This is a genomic window from Vibrio sp. Scap24, from assembly GCF_013394185.1.
Classification (GTDB): domain Bacteria; phylum Pseudomonadota; class Gammaproteobacteria; order Enterobacterales; family Vibrionaceae; genus Vibrio; species Vibrio pomeroyi.
In genome coordinates, this window is sequence record NZ_CP041332.1 from 1,215,488 (window position 1) to 1,233,132 (window position 17,645).

Genomic DNA, 17,645 nt, shown 5'->3' on the forward strand with positions numbered 1-17,645 from the left:
GATAACATTCAATCCATTAGTGAAATGAAAGCAAATAGTAAGGAACAGCTATGCTTGCCAATATAAAAAAAACAGCAATAGCAACAGCAATTATTGCGACCGCTACAACAGGTTTTGCATCAGTAGCAACAGCTGCAGAACGCAGTGAACTGACCGTTCACCCGAAAGAGTACACTACATTCGTACGTAACTTTAACCCGTACCTTGGTGCTACTAACCTACATACTACAACTGACTTCATGTATGAGCCGCTAGTAGTATTTAACGAAATGCACGGTAACACTCCAGTGTTCCGTCTAGCTGAAAACTTCAAGATGTCAGATGACCTGATGAGCGTAGTTTTCGACATTCGTAAGGGTATTAAATGGTCTGACGGAGAAGCTTTCTCTGCTGATGATGTTGTTTTTTCTTTCAACCTTGTAAAAGAGAAGCCAGAGCTTGACCAATCTGGTATCAACTCTTGGGTAACTTCTGTAGAAAAACTGAACGACAACCAAGTTAAGTTCAGCCTAACAGAAGCAAACTCGAACGTACCTTATGAGATTGCTAAAGTACCAGTAGTACCTAAGCACATCTGGAAAGACGTTAAAGATCCATCAACGTTTACCAATGAAAATCCAGTTGGTTCTGGTCCGTTTACAGAAATCGATACGTTTACAGCGCAACTATACATCCAGTGTGCAAACCCGAACTATTGGGATGCAGACAACCTAGATGTTGACTGTCTACGTGTTCCACAAATTGCGAACAACGACCAGTTCCTAGGTAAAGTTGTAAACAGTGAAATGGACTGGACGTCTTCTTTCGTTCCAGATATCGACCGTACATACGCAGCAGCTAGCCCTAAACACCACTACTGGTACCCGCCAGCAGGTACACAGGCATTCATCGTTAACTTCAAACACCCTGATGCTGCGAAGCATGAAGCGTTGAGCAACGTTGATTTCCGTCGTGCTTTCTCTATGGCTCTTGACCGTCAAACTATCATCGACATCGCATTCTACGGCGGCGGTACTGTGAACGATTTCGCATCGGGTCTAGGTTACGCGTTTGAAGCTTGGTCTGATGAAAAAACTCATGACAAGTACAAAGGCTTCAACACTTACAACGCTGAAGGCGCGAAAAAGCTTCTTGCTGACGCTGGCTTCAAAGATGTAAACAAAGATGGTTTTGTTGACACTCCATCAGGCAAGTCTTTCGAACTAATGATCCAATCGCCAAACGGCTGGACTGACTTCAACAACACAGTTCAACTAGCGGTAGAACAGCTAAACGAAATCGGTATTAAAGCAAAAGCTCGTACGCCAGATTTCTCTGTGTACAACCAAGCAATGCTTGAAGGTACATACGACGTAGCATACACAAACTACTTCCACGGTGCGGATCCATACACGTACTGGAACAGTGCTTACAACTCATCACTACAATCTGGTGATGGTATGCCTCGTTTCGCTATGCACTTCTACAAAAACGAAAAACTAGATGGTCTTCTAAACAGCTTCTACAAAACAGCTGATAAGAACGAGCAGCTAGATATTGCACACGGTATCCAGCAAATCATCGCTGCAGACCAAGTGACAATCCCTGTGATGTCTGGTGCTTACATGTACCAATACAACACAACTCGCTTCACTGGTTGGTGGAACGAAGAAAATCCAAAAGGCCGTCCAAACATTTGGGCTGGTATTCCAGAGCGTCTACTTCATGTACTGGACCTAAAACCAGTTAAATAAGTAATCGTTCAATCCTTGCGGCGTAACCTCTTACGCCGCTTATAAAAATCCCCACACTCTCAATTGAAAGTATGGCGCTAGTCGTCAGGGGATTTTTCGTTCCAAATTTCGCTAGGAGCGACCTGAATCCAGAAACAGGGAAACAATCTGGGTGAGTAAGGTGTGAGTTATGGGTTATTTTTTAAGACGTTTGTCATTTTATTTTGTCGCGCTATTAGTTGCTGCGACGTTAAACTTTATTATTCCAAGAGCAATGCCTGGTGACCCAGTTACCATGATGTTTGCGAACGCTTCTGTACAAGTTACTCCAGAGCGTATTGCTGCAATGAAAGAACTATTAGGCTTCGTTGATGGTGGCTTACTGGTTCAATACGTAGCGTACATGAAGAACATTCTTAGCTGGGAACTTGGTACATCAATTCAATTCTACCCACTTTCTGTAAACACACTGTTGGGCGGAGCATTCGGTTGGTCGCTTTTCTTAGCTGGCACCGCAGTTATTCTTTCTTTCTCGATTGGTTCAATCCTAGGTATTTTCGCAGCGTGGAAACGCGGCAGTAAATACGACGCCTTCGTAACACCAGGGATGCTGATTCTACAAGCCGTTCCTCAAGTTGTTATCGCGATGATTGCACTATTTACCTTTGCAATTGGCTTGAAGTGGTTCCCAACTGGTTATGCCTACACCGCAGGTACTATGCCTGATTGGACAAGCTGGGCATTCATTAAAGATGTCGCTTACCACGCCTTCTTACCACTGTTCTGTGCTTCTGTTGTTCAAATTGGTGGCTTCCTAGTAAACATGCGTAACAACATGATCAACCTACTGGCAGAAGACTACATCACCATGGCGAAAGGCAAAGGCCTGAGCGAAAACCGAGTGGTATTCAACTACGCAGCTCGTAACGCGATGCTACCAAGTGTGACAGCACTTTCAATGTCACTAGGTATGGCAATTGGTGGTCAGTTAATTATCGAAATCATCTTTAACTACCCAGGTCTTGGCAGCGTACTTTTCAACGCAATTAACGCTCGTGACTACCAAGTACTGCAAGGTCAACTGCTTATCATGACGCTATTCATGCTGTTCTTTAACCTAGTTGCAGACATGCTTTACGTTGTTCTTGACCCTCGTCTTCGTAAGGGTGGTAAATAATCATGAAAGACTTTCTAAAACTCATTTGGCGTAACCCGATGGCACTAACAGGCGTCATCATCCTAAGTATTTTCATCCTTGGCGCACTTGCTGCTCCATTGATCACAAAACATGTACCAGACAAGCGTACCGGTAATCCACATGAATACCCTGGTTTCGTCGTTAAATCAGCACAAACTAACCCTGATGGCTGGGTTGCTCAAAACCTAGCAGATGACCGTCGTACATTGATTATGTCTAAAAAGGCAGACCACGTACTTGGTACAACTCGCATGGGTCGTGACGTTTGGTCTCAAGTGGTATACGGCGCACGCGTATCTCTTGCTGTAGGTTTTGGTGCGGGTCTAACCGTATGTCTATTAGCAACTGTTATTGGTGTTTCTGCAGGCTACTTCGGTGGACGTGTTGATGACGTTCTAACCGCCGCAATGAACATCATGTTGGTTATCCCTCAATACCCATTGCTGTTCGTAGTTGCAGCCTTTATCGGTGAGGCAGGGCCACTCACCATAACCTTGGTTATCGGCTTTATGTCCTGGGCTTGGGGCGCCCGTGTTGTTCGCTCCCAAACCTTAGCTTTACGTGAAAAAGAGTTTGTAAAAGCTGCAGAAGTTTTGGGTGAATCTTCATTCCGTATCATCTTCGTTGAGATTCTGCCAAACCTTATCTCTATCGTTGGCGCGAGCTTCATCGGTTCGGTGATGTACGCAATCATGATGGAAGCGACGATTTCGTTCCTAGGTCTTGGTGACCCGAACACAATCAGCTGGGGCATCATGCTTTACAACGTTCAAACTTCTTCATCAATGCTGATTGGCGCTTGGTGGGAACTGTTGGCTCCTTGTATCGCACTGACACTACTAGTAACGGGTCTTGCTCTGCTTAACTTTGCTGTCGATGAAATTGCTAACCCGCAACTTCGTTCTCACAAAGGCATGAAGCGTTGGAAGAAACTAGCAGCTCAAGACAAAGAAGAACGTGAACCAGAACTACCACCACAAAATGCACTTTGGAGCGGAGATAAATAATCATGTCTGAACCACTAATTTCTATCCGCAACTTATGCGTGGATTACATCACAGAGTCTGGCGATGTTCGTGCGTGTAACAACGTAAGCTTCGATATCGCGCCAGGTGAAGTATTCGGCCTAGCTGGTGAGTCTGGTTGTGGTAAATCAACCGTTGCTTTCTCTCTAATGCGTCTTCATAAGCCGCCCGCTTACATCAGTGGTGGTGAGGTTATCTTCAACGGTGAGAACATCCTTGAATACAGTGATGACCGCATGCAAGCGTTCCGTTGGAGCGAGATGTCGATGGTGTTCCAGAGTGCGATGAACGCGCTCAATCCAGTACTACCAATGGAAGAGCAGTTCTGTGACGTAATCATGCGTCACACCAACATGACTCGCGAGCAAGCTAAACAACGTGCTGAAGGTCTACTTGAAATCGTAGATATTCACCCGAGCCGATTGAGTGACTACCCTCACCAATTCTCTGGTGGCATGCGTCAACGTTTGGTTATTGCTATCGCATTAGCACTGAATCCAAAACTGATCATTATGGATGAACCAACGACAGCACTTGATGTTGTTGTTCAACGCGAAATCCTACAAAAGATCTATGCACTGAAAGAAGAGTTTGGCTTCTCGATTCTGTTCATTACCCATGACTTGTCATTGATGGTCGAGTTCTCTGACCGCATCGGCATCATGTACTCAGGTGAGCTTATCGAGGTCGCTAAATCTCAAGATATTCTAGAAAACCCTTACCACCCTTACACCAAAGGGCTGGGAAGTTCTTTCCCTCCACTAACAGGGCCAAAGACAAAACTAGCAGGTATTCCGGGCAACCCTCTGAACCTATTAGAGATTCCTGAAGGATGTCGCTTCCAAGCTCGTTGTGACCGTGTACATGAAACCTGTACCAAGGTACCAACCAAGCTGCGTTCTATCGAACCGGGACATTTGTCTAACTGCCACCTGTACGGCGACCCAATAGTACAAAGGAAGCTATAGCTTGCACGCTTTACGGCGTGAATAACTAAACAGGCGGCTCGACCGCCTAAAAACAAGCAAAGCGAACAAGGATTCTGGAGACAATTATGAGCAAAGATTTCGGTCAATTATTGGTAGAAGGTAAGAATGTCGTAAAAGACTTCCCAATAAGCAGTACCACCATTCAAACCCCAATGATGCGTGCAATCAACGACGTGTCATTCAAGATGTACAAAAGCCGTGGCTTAGCGGTCGTTGGTGAATCTGGTTCAGGTAAATCGACAACAGCAAAAATGATCGCAAAAATGTACGCGCCTTCAGGCGGTACGATTGAATACAAAGGCCGCGATATCCAAGAGATCTCAAGTAGAAAAGATCTTATGCACTACCGTGAAGGTGTGCAGATGGTATGGCAAGACCCGTTTGGTTCACTCAACCCAACACACAATATCTTCCACCACATTGCTCGACCACTGTTGATTCACAAGAAGGTCACCCCGGGCAATAAGAGAGAACTAGAAGAACGTGTTTATGATCTTTTAGAGCAAGTAGGCCTGATCCCACCAAAAGAGACAGCGAAGAAGTACCCTCACCAACTGTCTGGCGGCCAACGTCAGCGTGTCAACCTAGCACGTAACATCGCAGTGGGTGCTGAGGTTGTTCTAGCGGACGAGCCAACTTCAATGCTTGACGTTTCAATTCGTGCTGGTGTTTTGAACCTAATGGAAGAGATGAAGTTTGAGAAGCAAATGTCACTGCTTTACATCACTCACGACATCGCGACAGCTCGTTACATTGCTGAAGATCTTTCAGTGATGTACGTCGGTCACATGGTGGAATGGGGCGATACCGATGACGTTATTGCTAACCCTCAACACCCTTACACTCAGCTACTGGTTTCTGCTGTTCCAGATCCTAAGAAATCGATCCACGAACAATTGGCAGGTAACAAAGGTGAGATTCCACTTTGGACACCAGTATCAGCAGGTTGCCCGTTTGCAGGTCGTTGTACTCACGCAATGGACAAGTGTAAAGAGCAACTACCGGGTGTGACTCAATTAGCCGATAACCACTTTGTTCGTTGTTACCTACACGAAAGCTAAATATTAAGACTGAGTTAGGGTCTGCGGACCCTAACTATTCATATCCAAACCAATTCAGGTACCTAGCCAAAAGAAACTAGGACCTTTGGAGAACATTGATGCTGTTATTGACCAACCATATTGGCTACGAATCTTCGGCTCCCAAGCAAGCGATCTTACAAACTAAAAAGGCTCGTTTATCGAGTACGACTGCACTTTTGGTGTGTGCCGACAACCATATTACTGTGGGCAACTTTGATGTTGTGAAACAAGGCCGCGTAGCAAACTGGCATCAAGGACAATTCTTCACAATCGATTTCAGTTCCTTTACCGAATCCGGTCGCTACTACCTGCGCTTTGATAACCTACGCTCAGAAGTGTTTGAGATTGGCAGCAACCTATTAATGAACCACACCTTTTCTGACGTGCTTCATTACTTTAAGTCTCAACGTTGTGGCGGCACTTTTGACAAGAAAGATCGACAAGCACAAATTCTCGGCACCGACAGATACGTCGATGTCCATGGTGGTTGGTACGATGCATCAGGTGATGTAAGTAAGTACTTTAGTCACCTGTCTTATGGCAACTACCTCAACCCACAACAGATTCCTATGGTGGTTTGGAACATGCTCAAAAGCGTGCGCTTAACCAGCGACAATCCAGACTTCCCTAAATTCTCCATGACCCGCCTAACAGAAGAAGCGCTATTCGGTGCTGATTTCTTGGTTCGTATGCAAGACGCGGCTGGATACTTCTACATGACAGTATTTGACAAGTGGAGCAAAGACATCAACCAACGCGACATCTGCGCATATGCCACTCAAGAAGGTCATAAGTCTACAGATTTGCAAGCAGGCTATCGACAAGGTGCAGGTGTTGCTATTGCAGCATTAGCCGCAGCTTCTGAGCTTGAAGTTTCAGGCAGCTACTCTAGCCAAACCTATCTTGATACCGCAACCAAAGGTTACTGGCACCTTAAAGAGTACAACCTGCAATACCTAAACGATGGTGAAGAGAACATCATTGATGAGTATTGCGCCCTACTCGCAGCCAATGAGCTGTACCGAGTAACACAAGACGAACAATACCTGTCAGAAGCAAGAACTTGGGCGACTCGTTTAATATCTCGCCAACAATCAGATGATTCATTTGAGCACTTCTGGTCAGCTAATACTGATGGCTCTCGCCCATACTTTCATGCAGCTGAAGCCGGCCTTCCAGTGATTGCTCTATGTGAGTACATCGACAATGAAACCGATACAGAGCTGAGAGAACAAACTCGCACAGTTGTTGAACAAGCATGTCAGTTCGAAATCAACATCACCGATAAAGTAACCAACCCATTTGGCTACCCAAGACAGTACGTTAAAAATGTTGATGGTGATAAGCGCGATGCTTTCTTCGTTGCTCAGAAAAATGAAACGGGCTACTGGTGGCAAGGCGAAAACGCACGTCTTGGTTCAATCGCAACCATGGCGTACTTAGTTCAACCACATATTCAAGATAGCGAACTACAAAAGCGTTTAATCCAACTTTCACAGAACAGCCTAGATTGGATTTTAGGTCTCAATCCATACCACATGTGCATGCTTGATGGTCATGGTCATAACAACCCTGACTACCTACCGCAGCTTGGTTTTTTCAATGCCAAAGGCGGTATCTGTAACGGCATCACCGCTGGCTTTGAAGATGATCAAGACATTGCGTTCAATCCACCAGCGCAAAAAGATGACATGCTCCAAAACTGGCGCTGGGGCGAGCAATGGATCCCTCACGGCGCTTGGTTCCTATTGGCAACCGCTGCGCAATTCAATTTCCTAGCACAGCGTAAGGAGCAATAATAATGACTCTTTACTACGTAGGTATTGACGGTGGTGGCACTTCTTGTCGTGCTCGTATTCGCGATGACCAAGGTAAACTCATTGGTGAAGCGAAAAGTGGCAGTGCCAACATCCTTTTGGGTGTAGATGTTGCGATGAGCTCAATTGTTGATGCAATTACTCAAGCGGCACAGCAAGGGCAACTCGACTCTAATCATTTTTCTAATATGCATGTCGGCCTTGCTCTGGCTGGCGCTGAGCAAAAGTCGGCATGGTTCGACTTCATGGCTCAACCACACCCTTTCGCAAGTATGACGCTCAACACTGACGCTTACGGTGCTTGTATTGGCGCTCACAATAGCCAAAACGGCGCCATCATGATTGGTGGAACTGGCTCATGCGGCATCTACCTACAAGATGGTGAGCAGCACGTCGTTGGTGGTCGTGAATTCCCAATTTCCGACCAAGGTGGCGGCGCTGTTATGGGCCTTCGCTTGATTCAACAAGTCCTGCTTGCTGAAGATGGCATTCGCGACAAAACACCACTGACTCAACACGTGATGAACCACTTTGGCAATGATGTTGATGCCATAGTCGAATGGTCCAAAGGCGCTATTCCAAAAGACTACGGTCAGTTCTCACCAGTGATTTTTCAACTCGCTAATGAAGGCGATGATCTAGCTATCGAGATGCTCAAGCAAACCGCAGCTGATATCGAAATGTTTGTGCTAGCACTTCATCGCAAAGGTGCGGACAAGGTGTGCCTGATGGGCAGTATCGCCGAGCGCATTCTCAACTGGCTATCACCACCAGTACAACAATGGATCGTTGAACCTCAATTTGACGCTATCGAAGGCGCATTGATGTTTGCCGGTAAACCACAACACAACTTGTATCAACAGGCTTAGCAGGGAAGTTATATGAATTATCGCATCGACTTAGCTGTTCTTTCTGAACAAAAAAATAACTGCCGATTTGGCCTTACGGTACATAACTTAAGTGATCTTGACGTAACAGATTGGTCACTGCATTTTGCATTTGATCGATTCATCCTTCAGGAGAGTTTATCGCAGGGCGAGCTAACTCAAGTTGGCAGCTTTTGTTCGTTCAAACCAAGTTCGTCAGTGTTAAAGGCGAACAACCATTACTACCTTGAATTCAGCATTCAAAGCGCCCCATTCCGTTTTTATTCTGACGGTCTAAACGATGCCTTTATCCAAACGCATCACCAAGGCGAAACCTCAGTATTGCCAGTTGCGATATCACCCATTGTTCTGGCGTCACCATACCGTGAACGCAATCAGATACCTGAAGTGAACGCTGCTGAGGTGGCATTAATTCCTCAGCCGAACCAGATCGAACTTAAGCAAGGTAGCTTCGCCCTAAACAGCGAATGCAAGATTGAGGTTCAGTCTCACCTTGCAGATAAAGCCGTCTCTTGGCTGCAACAAGAATTACTTTCTACCTTTGAACTGTCGATTTCGAATCAGCTTCTAACGGGAGAAGGCGATGACCTTCTATTTCGCAGTAATCCGACTTTAGACGAAGCCGAATACAAACTCCGCATTACTGAACAACAGATAATTGTTGAATCAGGCAGCCAATCTGGTTTCACACACGCTGTAGCAAGTCTGATTCAATTGGTTCAACAACAGGATGCAGAAAGCTTCTCTGTGCCATGTTGCAAAATCGCCGACCAACCACGCTTCAAATACCGTGGCATGATGCTGGACTGCGCTCGTCACTTCCATTCAGTGGAACAAGTGAAGCGCTTAATCAACCAATTAGCGCACTACAAGTTCAACGTTTTTCATTGGCACCTAACTGATGATGAAGGTTGGAGAATCGAGATAAAGAGCCTACCTCAACTCACTGAAATCGGTGCTTGGCGTGGTCCTGACCATGCATTGGAACCGCAATATACCCATATTGCGGAAAACTACGGCGGCTTCTACACGCAACAACAGGTTCGCGAAGTTATTGAATACGCAGAACAACGCAGCATCACAGTGATCCCTGAGATCGATATCCCAGGACACTGTCGCGCCGCGATCAAATCACTGCCTGATATGTTGGTAGAGCAAGCTGACACCACTCAATACAAGAGCATTCAGCACTACAACGACAACGTGCTAAACCCAGGCTTACCGGGTACTTACCAGTTCCTAGATGCGGTTATTGAAGAAGTTGCAGAGCTATTCCCTGGCGAATTGATTCACATGGGCGCAGACGAAGTACCACCGGGGGTGTGGACTAACAGCCCTGCCGCTCAAGCACTGATGCAAGAGCACCAGTACCAAGACAGCAAAGACTTGCAAGGTCACCTATTCCGCTATGCCGAGAACGAACTTAAACAACTCGGCAAGCGCATGGTCGGCTGGGAAGAAGCACAGCACGGTGACAAGGTGAGCAAAGAGACCATCATCTACTCGTGGCTCAGCGAAGAAGCGGCTGTGAACTGTGCTCGCCAAGGCTTTGATGTGGTTCTGCAACCTGCACAATTTACCTATCTCGACATGACCCAAGATTATGCACCGGAAGAGCCGGGCGTAGATTGGGCTGCCGTTATCCCATTAGAACAAGCTTATACCTACGAAGCGCTTGCTGAGATATCCGACACCGACCCAATTCGTAAGCGGATCCGCGGAATTCAGTGTGCTCTATGGTGTGAGATCGTCACCAACCAAAAGCGTATGGATTACATGGTATTCCCAAGAATTAGCGCTTTAGCTGAAGGATGTTGGACACATAAAAACAACCGAAACTGGCTAGATTACTTGTCTCGCCTAAAGGGTCACTTGCCGCTGCTCGACAGACTCAATGTTGATTACCGCAACCCTTGGAAAGCTGAATAAAACAAAACCACAGCACACTCATACCGAGTGTTCGTTGACTCAAATTAAGGTGCTCAGTCTAGTTAAAACTCAGCATCACTATTTAAAAATTAGCTGCATAGATGCAGTTTGTTAAAAAGGAAATGACAATGAAATACGGCTATTTCGATAACGACAATCGCGAATACGTCATCACTCGCCCTGATGTACCAGCACCTTGGACCAACTACCTTGGTACTGAAAAGTTTTGTACCGTGATTTCGCACAATGCGGGCGGTTACTCGTTCTACAATTCTCCGGAATACAACCGTGTTACTAAATTCCGTCCAAACGGCACCTTTGATCGCCCTGGACACTATATTTACCTGCGTGATGATGAGACGGGCGACTACTGGTCTATCTCTTGGCAGCCAGTGGCAAAGAGCCTAGATGAAGCGAATTACGAAGTTCGTCATGGCCTGTCATACTCAAAATTCAAATGTGAATACAGCGGCATTACCGCGACCAAAACGCTATTTGTACCTAAGGGCGAAGATGCAGAAGTTTGGGACGTTGTCCTAAAGAACAACACGGATAAGCCTCGTACTATCAGCACATTCTCATTTGTTGAGTTCTCGTTCAGCCACATCCAATCGGACAACCAGAACCACCAGATGTCTTTGTACTCTGCGGGCACGTCTTACCAAGAAGGTGTGTTGGAATACGACCTGTACTACAACACTAATGACTTTGAAGGCTTCTACTACTTAGCGTCAACTTTCTCACCAGACAGCTACGACGGCCAACGTGACAACTTCCTTGGCATGTACCGTGATGAAGCAAACCCAATTGCAGTTGAAAATGGTAAATGTTCTAACAGCGCGCAAACCTGTTACAACCACTGTGGTTCTCTACACAAGCAATTTACCATTCAACCGGGTGAAGAAGTTCGCTTTGCCTATGTACTAGGTATCGGCAAAGGCAATGGTGAACGCCTACGTGAAAAATACCAAGACACGGCAAACGTAGACGCAGCATTCCAAGGCATCAAAGATCACTGGGATGAGCGTTGCAACAAGTTCCAAGTTAAGTCTCCAAACGAAGGCTTAGACACCATGATCAACACGTGGACACTATACCAAGCAGAAACTTGTGTAGTTTGGTCACGCTTTGCATCATTCATTGAAGTTGGCGGCCGTACAGGTCTTGGTTACCGTGATACTGCGCAAGATGCGATCTCAGTACCTCATGCCAACCCACAAATGACTAAGAAACGTATTATCGACCTGCTACGCGGCCAAGTAAAAGCGGGCTACGGTCTACACCTATTCGATCCAGACTGGTTCGATCCAGAGAAAGCTGATGTTGAGCCATCGAAATCACCAACGGTTGTTCCAACACCGTCAGATGACGACAAGATCCACGGCATTGAAGATACTTGTTCGGATGATCACCTATGGATCGTACCAACCATCATCAAATACGTGATGGAAACCGGTGAGCACGACTTCTTTGATGAAGTAATTCCATACGCAGACGGTGGCGAAGCGACTGTTTACGAACACATGAAAGCGGCACTGAACTTCTCTGCGGAATACGTGGGTCAAACCGGCATCTGTAAAGGTCTACGTGCTGACTGGAATGACTGTTTGAACTTAGGTGGCGGTGAATCTTCAATGGTTTCATTCCTACACTTCTGGGCTCTACAAGAATTCTTAGACTTAGCTAAGTTCCGCAATAACGACGCTGATGTTGCTAAATACACTGAAATGGCTGCGAATGTTCGCGAAGCGTGTGAAACACACCTTTGGGATGACGAGGGTGGCTGGTACATCCGTGGTCTAACCAAAAATGGCGACAAGATTGGTACTGCTCAGCAAGCTGAAGGTCGTGTACACCTCGAGTCAAACACACTAGCAGTTCTGTCTGGTGCGGTTTCTCAAGAGCGCGGTGAGAAAGCGATGGACGCAGTTGATGAGAACCTATTTTCTGAATACGGCCTACACCTAAACTCTCCATCGTTCGCTACACCAAACGATGATATCGGCTTTGTGACTCGCGTTTACCAAGGCGTAAAAGAGAATGGCGCAATCTTCTCTCACCCGAACCCATGGGCTTGGGTAGCAGAAGCAAAACTTGGCCGTGGCGACCGTGCGATGAAGTTCTACGACGCACTTAATCCATACAACCAAAACGACATGATTGAAACACGTTACGCAGAACCATACTCGTACGTGCAGTTCATCATGGGTAAAGACCACCAAGACCACGGTCGTGCAAACCACCCATGGTTAACCGGTACATCAGGTTGGGCTTACTTTGCGGTAACCAACTTCATTCTTGGTGTTCGAACAGGCTTCGAAGGCTTAACTGTCGATCCTTGTATACCGACGGATTGGCCAGAATTCGAAGTTACTCGTCAATGGCGCGGTGCAACTTACAACATCACGGTACAGAACCCGAATGCAGTAAGCAAAGGCGTTGCTTCTATCACTATCAACGGTGAGCCAGTTGAAGGTGTAATTCCAGTACAAGCAGAAGGCAGCGTGAACGATGTTGTCGTTGTTCTAGGCTAGTCACTCAATTTAACGAACAGCTCTTGTCTCAAGTCTTTACAGGCTTGAGACAATGAGACTAAAAGGATTTTCTAATGATTAAATTTGGTACAGGTGGCTGGCGCGCTTTCATTGGTGAAGAGTTCACGAGAGAGAACGTTCGCCTTGTGGCACAAGCCCTCGCAAACATCATCAACAACGAAAATGCAGCCAAGAACGGATTCGTGATCGGCTATGACCGTCGCTTCCTTTCCGATAAAGCCGCATGTTGGTTTGCTGAAGTATTAGCGGCTAACAACATCAAAGTGAGCTTCATCGATAAGTTCGTTCCAACTCCTATCGTGATGTTTCAAGCGAAAGAAATGGGCTGCACTTACTCGGCATGTATTACCGCTTCTCACAACCCAGCTGACTACAACGGTATTAAGATCTTCATTGAAGGTGGACGTGATGCTGATGAGATCATCACCGAGAAGATCGAACAGCAAATTGCAACATTGACCAATGAAGATGTTATTCGTGTCGATTTTGAGCAAGCATTGAATGACAAAGAGATCGAAATCATCAACCCGATGAACGCCTTTGTTGATTCCATCATTAATGCCATCGATATTGAATCGATTAAGAAAGCGAATCTACGCGTGCTGATCGACCCAATGTTTGGTGTGGCGAAAAACGCTCTGCAAACGGTTCTTATCAACGGGCGTTGTGATGTCGACGTAATCAACGATGGCAAAAACCCAGACTTCGGTGGCCTAATGCCTTCTCCAAGCGCAGCAACGCTGTATCGCTTGAAGCACTTAGTTGCTGCAGAAGGTTATGACATTGGTATTGGTACCGATGGCGATGCTGACCGTTTGGGTATCATCGATGAGAAAGGTCACTTCATTCACCCTAACGAAGTGCTACTGCTGCTTTATTACTACTTGTTGGAATACAAAGGCTGGAAAGGCTCTGTAGTTCGTAACATCGCAACCACACACCTACTCGATAAAGTCGCGGCGGATCATGGCGAGAAGAGCTTTGAGGTTCCAGTAGGCTTTAAGCATATCAGCTCACAAATGGAAGCTGATGACTCTCTGATTGGTGGTGAAAGCTCGGGTGGTTTAACCATTCGTGGCCACATCAAGGGTAAGGATGGCGTCTTCGCGTCAAGCCTACTGGTTGAAATGATCAGCGTGACAGGCAAGAAATTGTCTGAGTTGCTTGATGAGATCTACTCTAAATATGGCTATGCCTACACCGCGGAAGGCGATTGTAAGTTTAAACCTTCAGAGAAAGAAGCGCTCTACACCAAGATCTACGTTGAGAAACAACTGCCTGAATTTGAATATGAAATTGAAAAAGTCAGCTATGAAGATGGTGCTAAGGTGTACTTCAGGAATGGTGGCTGGGTGATTGCTCGTTTCTCAGGAACAGAGCCATTACTACGAATCTTCGCAGAAATGGAAGACCAAGACACTGCAGAACGTGTTCTTCAAAAAGTGAAAGACTTCCTCTCTCTATAGGCTTATAGAGTGCAGCAGTTTTAAATGGGACTTAACAAATTACTGCCTTGTTAAAGCCTATAGATGAAGAACTCTTGCCCAGTACTTTAGATTAAAGTGCTGGGCTTTTTTATGGCTAACTTCTATTGCTTAGCTGAGTCGGATTTAGTGGATCTAGCTAGCGACTAAGCTAAGTTAGAACGCCAGCACACCTTTAGTATCTACTTTCACAGTGACTGGCATACCGACTTCAAGCGCTTCCGACGAGGTCGCTAATAACTTCTGACCATTGGCTTCAATCACATAACGACAATGGTCGCCCATGAATTGCTGCTCCAGTACAGACAGATTACTATCGGCATCACGGCTTGCTACAATATGTTGAGGTCTTAACAACAACGCGCAATCCGCACCCACCTCAATCTCTGTTTGTGCTTTCGCTTCAATCAGACCTAAGCTGGTTTCAAACTCATTGTCTGAAATACGTTGTGCATTCAGGTAGCTACCACCACCCAAGAAATCAGCCACAAACTTGCTTGATGGGTGGAAGTACAACTCAGATGCTGAACCATACTGTTCAATCACACCATGGTTCATCACGGCCATTTTATCCGCAAAGGCAAATGCTTCTTCACGGCTGTGTGTCACAAAGATTGCCGTTACACCCTGCTTCTTAAAGATCTTACGAATCTGAGAGATCAGCTCATGGCGTACTTGAGTATCAATGTTCGAGAAAGGTTCATCCAACAACAGTAGATCCGGCTTATAAGCCAAAGAACGCGCAATCGCGACACGTTGTTGCTGACCACCAGACAATTGATGCGGGTAACGATCGCCATATTGATCAAGATGAACGAGCTCAAGCATCTCTTGAACCTTTGCTTTCTTGTCTTGCTCAGACATATCACGCAGGCCAAATGCCACGTTCTGATTTACCGTCAGATGTGGGAACAGTGCGTAATCTTGGAAGATCATGCCGATGTTACGTTGCTCTGGCGGTAACCAGTTTTTACCATCATCAATGGTTTGGCAATTGAGGTTCATTACACCATGGCTCAAAGGCAATAACCCAGCAATAGCCTTTAACAAAGTCGTTTTACCGCAACCACTGGCACCAAGCAGACATACGATCTCGCCATGTTCAACTTCAAGAGAAAGCGACTCAAGAACCGTTTGTGACTCATACTTACAAGTCAGATCTTTAATGGATAATGCACAGCTCATTAGTTTTTTTGCTCCAAAGAACGGTTAACGATGATCAACGGGATGAGGCCTACCAGTACAAGTAACACGGCAGGCATCGCAGCCAGCTCTAGATGCTCATCTGAGGCGTAGTTATAAACATAGGTTGCTAGGGTTTCAAAGTTAAATGGACGCAGCAATAGAGCCGCATTTAACTCTTTCATCGACTCGATAAACACCAGTAATCCAGCAATCAAGGCACCGCGTTTAATCAGAGGTAAATGCACTCGACGCAGCATCTGGTTGGTGTTGCACCCCATGGTCTTTGAAGCCATATCCAATGAAGGAGAAACTTTACTTAAACTACTTTCCACACTGCCAATAGCAACCGCAGAAAAGCGCACCACCATCGCAAAAATAAGCGCAAACATAGAGCCTGAGAAAATCAGCCCCGGACGTCCCCACTCCATCATTTTAGCTATGTCGTTTACTAGGTGGTCCATAAACAAAACGGGCACCATCACACCGATGGCTAATACCGTTCCTGGCACCGCATAGCCCATAGAAGATAGGCGCATGAAGGCTAGATTATGCTTCGCAGGGCTTACGCGTTGGTTAAAGTTAACAATAAGCGCAATCGCCACACCAATTAGCGCTGCAAGTATCGAGACATTTAAACTGTTAAGTGCGTACTCGCGGAACTCAGCCGTCCAGCTTTGTGCAAAATACTTGTAAGCGTAAATCAGTAATTGCCCTAAAGGGAACACGAACGCCGCGCAGACTAAACCCCAACACCAAAATAGTGCTAACCACTTCTTCCAACCAACTAAGTTGTAACGGAAATCTTCTCGACTACTGAATTGGTTTTGAAACAGCTTCTGCTTACGACGACTGTAACGTTCCGAGCTCAACAGCAGTATCACGATAATCAACATAATGGCTGAGATCTTAGCGGCAGCGGTCAGGCTAGAGTAGCCAAGCCACGTGTCATACACCGCGGTCGTCAAGGTGTTTACAGCAAAGTAACTCACCGTACCAAAGTCACCGATGGTTTCCATTGCAACAAGCGATAAACCAACTGCAATCGAAGGACGAACTAAGGGTAATGAGATGCGACGAAAGCTCTCCCAAGGCGAGCACTTTAATAGACGAGCAGATTGCAACAGCGAAACATTCTGCTCCATAAATGCAGCACGACATAGCAAGTAAACATAAGGGTACAGCACTAAAGAGAGGACGATAATAGCGCCGGTTAAGGTTCTTATGTCTGGGAACCAATACTCTCCTGGCCCCCATCCAGTGAGGTCACGAAGTAAGATTTGCACAGGGCCGGCGAAATCAAACCAATCGGTAAATATATAGCCCACGATATAACCCGGCATCGCGAGCGGTAGAACTAAAGCCCACTGCAGCACCTTTTCGCCAGGTACACGACACATCGCCATGATCCATGCCGAAGGAATACCAAATAGCAGCGATAAGAACATGGTTCCTAGCACTAAAACGACAGTGTTATAAGCATAGGTCGGCATCACCGTGGACATCAAATGAGAAAAAAGCTCATCTGTTTCACCCACAGCGGTCGTGAATATCGCTAAGATCGGAAAAACCAGTAGTGCAGCTATAACCCCACTACTGGTGTTCCATAAATAATTCTTTTCTTTCATCGCCTAATTACAACGAGGCTTAATGGAATACAAATGCAGTTGCAAATACATCTCATGCCCTTTTAGTGGTGGGGGTTATTTATACCCATATACTGTAATGACTTCAAGGAGCTGTGCTAATAACTCTCAAGATCCATCAAGAGCTTTGTTTCAAAAA

The 17,645-nt window shown here is 46.0% G+C and carries 12 protein-coding genes; 10 read left to right on the forward strand and 2 right to left on the reverse strand.

The window, feature by feature from the left end; translation table 11 throughout:
* The first annotated feature begins 50 nt into the window (after positions 1-50).
* The 10 genes from FLM53_RS05010 to FLM53_RS05055 all read left to right on the forward strand — a co-directional run bounded on the left by FLM53_RS05010 (position 51) and on the right by FLM53_RS05055 (position 14,660).
* Positions 51-1,733 (forward strand): ABC transporter substrate-binding protein, encoded by a 1,683-nt coding sequence (locus FLM53_RS05010; RefSeq protein WP_176680405.1) that lies wholly within the window; start codon positions 51-53, stop codon positions 1,731-1,733.
* A 169-nt stretch (positions 1,734-1,902) separates the two neighbouring features.
* On the forward strand, positions 1,903-2,889 hold the full coding sequence (locus FLM53_RS05015) for an ABC transporter permease (RefSeq protein WP_017633262.1): 987 nt from the start codon (positions 1,903-1,905) through the stop codon (positions 2,887-2,889).
* Between the two features lie 2 nt (positions 2,890-2,891).
* Complete coding sequence (locus tag FLM53_RS05020) at positions 2,892-3,917, forward strand: ABC transporter permease (RefSeq protein ID WP_017633261.1); 1,026 nt, start codon at positions 2,892-2,894, stop codon at positions 3,915-3,917.
* Between the two features lie 2 nt (positions 3,918-3,919).
* Entirely contained in the window at positions 3,920-4,903 is a 984-nt protein-coding gene (locus tag FLM53_RS05025) for an ABC transporter ATP-binding protein (protein WP_017633260.1), read from the forward strand.
* A gap of 86 nt (positions 4,904-4,989) precedes the next feature.
* Positions 4,990-5,985 (forward strand): ABC transporter ATP-binding protein, encoded by a 996-nt coding sequence (locus tag FLM53_RS05030; RefSeq protein ID WP_017063264.1) that lies wholly within the window; start codon positions 4,990-4,992, stop codon positions 5,983-5,985.
* Between the two features lie 98 nt (positions 5,986-6,083).
* Positions 6,084-7,805, forward strand: coding sequence for a glycoside hydrolase family 9 protein (locus tag FLM53_RS05035; protein ID WP_176680406.1), 1,722 nt, complete (start codon positions 6,084-6,086; stop codon positions 7,803-7,805).
* A 2-nt stretch (positions 7,806-7,807) separates the two neighbouring features.
* Complete coding sequence (locus FLM53_RS05040) at positions 7,808-8,692, forward strand: N-acetylglucosamine kinase (protein ID WP_176680407.1); 885 nt, start codon at positions 7,808-7,810, stop codon at positions 8,690-8,692.
* 12 nt (positions 8,693-8,704) lie between these two features.
* Complete coding sequence (locus tag FLM53_RS05045) at positions 8,705-10,639, forward strand: beta-N-acetylhexosaminidase (protein ID WP_176680408.1); 1,935 nt, start codon at positions 8,705-8,707, stop codon at positions 10,637-10,639.
* A gap of 128 nt (positions 10,640-10,767) precedes the next feature.
* The gene (locus tag FLM53_RS05050; protein ID WP_176680409.1) at positions 10,768-13,173 is read left to right on the forward strand and encodes a GH36-type glycosyl hydrolase domain-containing protein; all 2,406 of its coding nucleotides are present in this window, start codon (positions 10,768-10,770) and stop codon (positions 13,171-13,173) included.
* A gap of 74 nt (positions 13,174-13,247) precedes the next feature.
* Positions 13,248-14,660, forward strand: a complete 1,413-nt coding sequence (locus tag FLM53_RS05055; RefSeq protein ID WP_176680410.1) for a phosphoglucomutase/phosphomannomutase family protein — start codon at positions 13,248-13,250, stop codon at positions 14,658-14,660.
* Between the two features lie 174 nt (positions 14,661-14,834).
* Here the strand turns inward: FLM53_RS05055 and FLM53_RS05060 are convergent, their stop codons facing one another.
* Together FLM53_RS05060 and FLM53_RS05065 are read right to left on the reverse strand one after the other, a co-directional pair.
* Positions 14,835-15,863 carry an ABC transporter ATP-binding protein gene (locus FLM53_RS05060; protein ID WP_176680411.1) on the reverse strand — a complete coding sequence of 343 codons (1,029 nt, stop codon included), beginning with the start codon at positions 15,861-15,863 and terminating at the stop codon, positions 14,835-14,837.
* On the reverse strand, positions 15,863-17,488 hold the full coding sequence (locus tag FLM53_RS05065; protein ID WP_176680412.1) for an iron ABC transporter permease: 1,626 nt from the start codon (positions 17,486-17,488) through the stop codon (positions 15,863-15,865). Before FLM53_RS05065 ends, FLM53_RS05060 begins: the two co-directional genes overlap by 1 nt.
* Positions 17,489-17,645: the final 157 nt, after the last annotated feature.

Coding starts and splice junctions, on each gene's coding strand:
- FLM53_RS05010 (WP_176680405.1), top strand. CDS start 51: ATGCTTGCCAATATAAAAAAAACAGCAATAGCAACAGCAATTATTGCG.
- FLM53_RS05015 (WP_017633262.1), top strand. CDS start 1,903: ATGGGTTATTTTTTAAGACGTTTGTCATTTTATTTTGTCGCGCTATTA.
- FLM53_RS05020 (WP_017633261.1), top strand. CDS start 2,892: ATGAAAGACTTTCTAAAACTCATTTGGCGTAACCCGATGGCACTAACA.
- FLM53_RS05025 (WP_017633260.1), top strand. CDS start 3,920: ATGTCTGAACCACTAATTTCTATCCGCAACTTATGCGTGGATTACATC.
- FLM53_RS05030 (WP_017063264.1), top strand. CDS start 4,990: ATGAGCAAAGATTTCGGTCAATTATTGGTAGAAGGTAAGAATGTCGTA.
- FLM53_RS05035 (WP_176680406.1), top strand. CDS start 6,084: ATGCTGTTATTGACCAACCATATTGGCTACGAATCTTCGGCTCCCAAG.
- FLM53_RS05040 (WP_176680407.1), top strand. CDS start 7,808: ATGACTCTTTACTACGTAGGTATTGACGGTGGTGGCACTTCTTGTCGT.
- FLM53_RS05045 (WP_176680408.1), top strand. CDS start 8,705: ATGAATTATCGCATCGACTTAGCTGTTCTTTCTGAACAAAAAAATAAC.
- FLM53_RS05050 (WP_176680409.1), top strand. CDS start 10,768: ATGAAATACGGCTATTTCGATAACGACAATCGCGAATACGTCATCACT.
- FLM53_RS05055 (WP_176680410.1), top strand. CDS start 13,248: ATGATTAAATTTGGTACAGGTGGCTGGCGCGCTTTCATTGGTGAAGAG.
- FLM53_RS05060 (WP_176680411.1), bottom strand. CDS start 15,863: ATGAGCTGTGCATTATCCATTAAAGATCTGACTTGTAAGTATGAGTCA.
- FLM53_RS05065 (WP_176680412.1), bottom strand. CDS start 17,488: ATGAAAGAAAAGAATTATTTATGGAACACCAGTAGTGGGGTTATAGCT.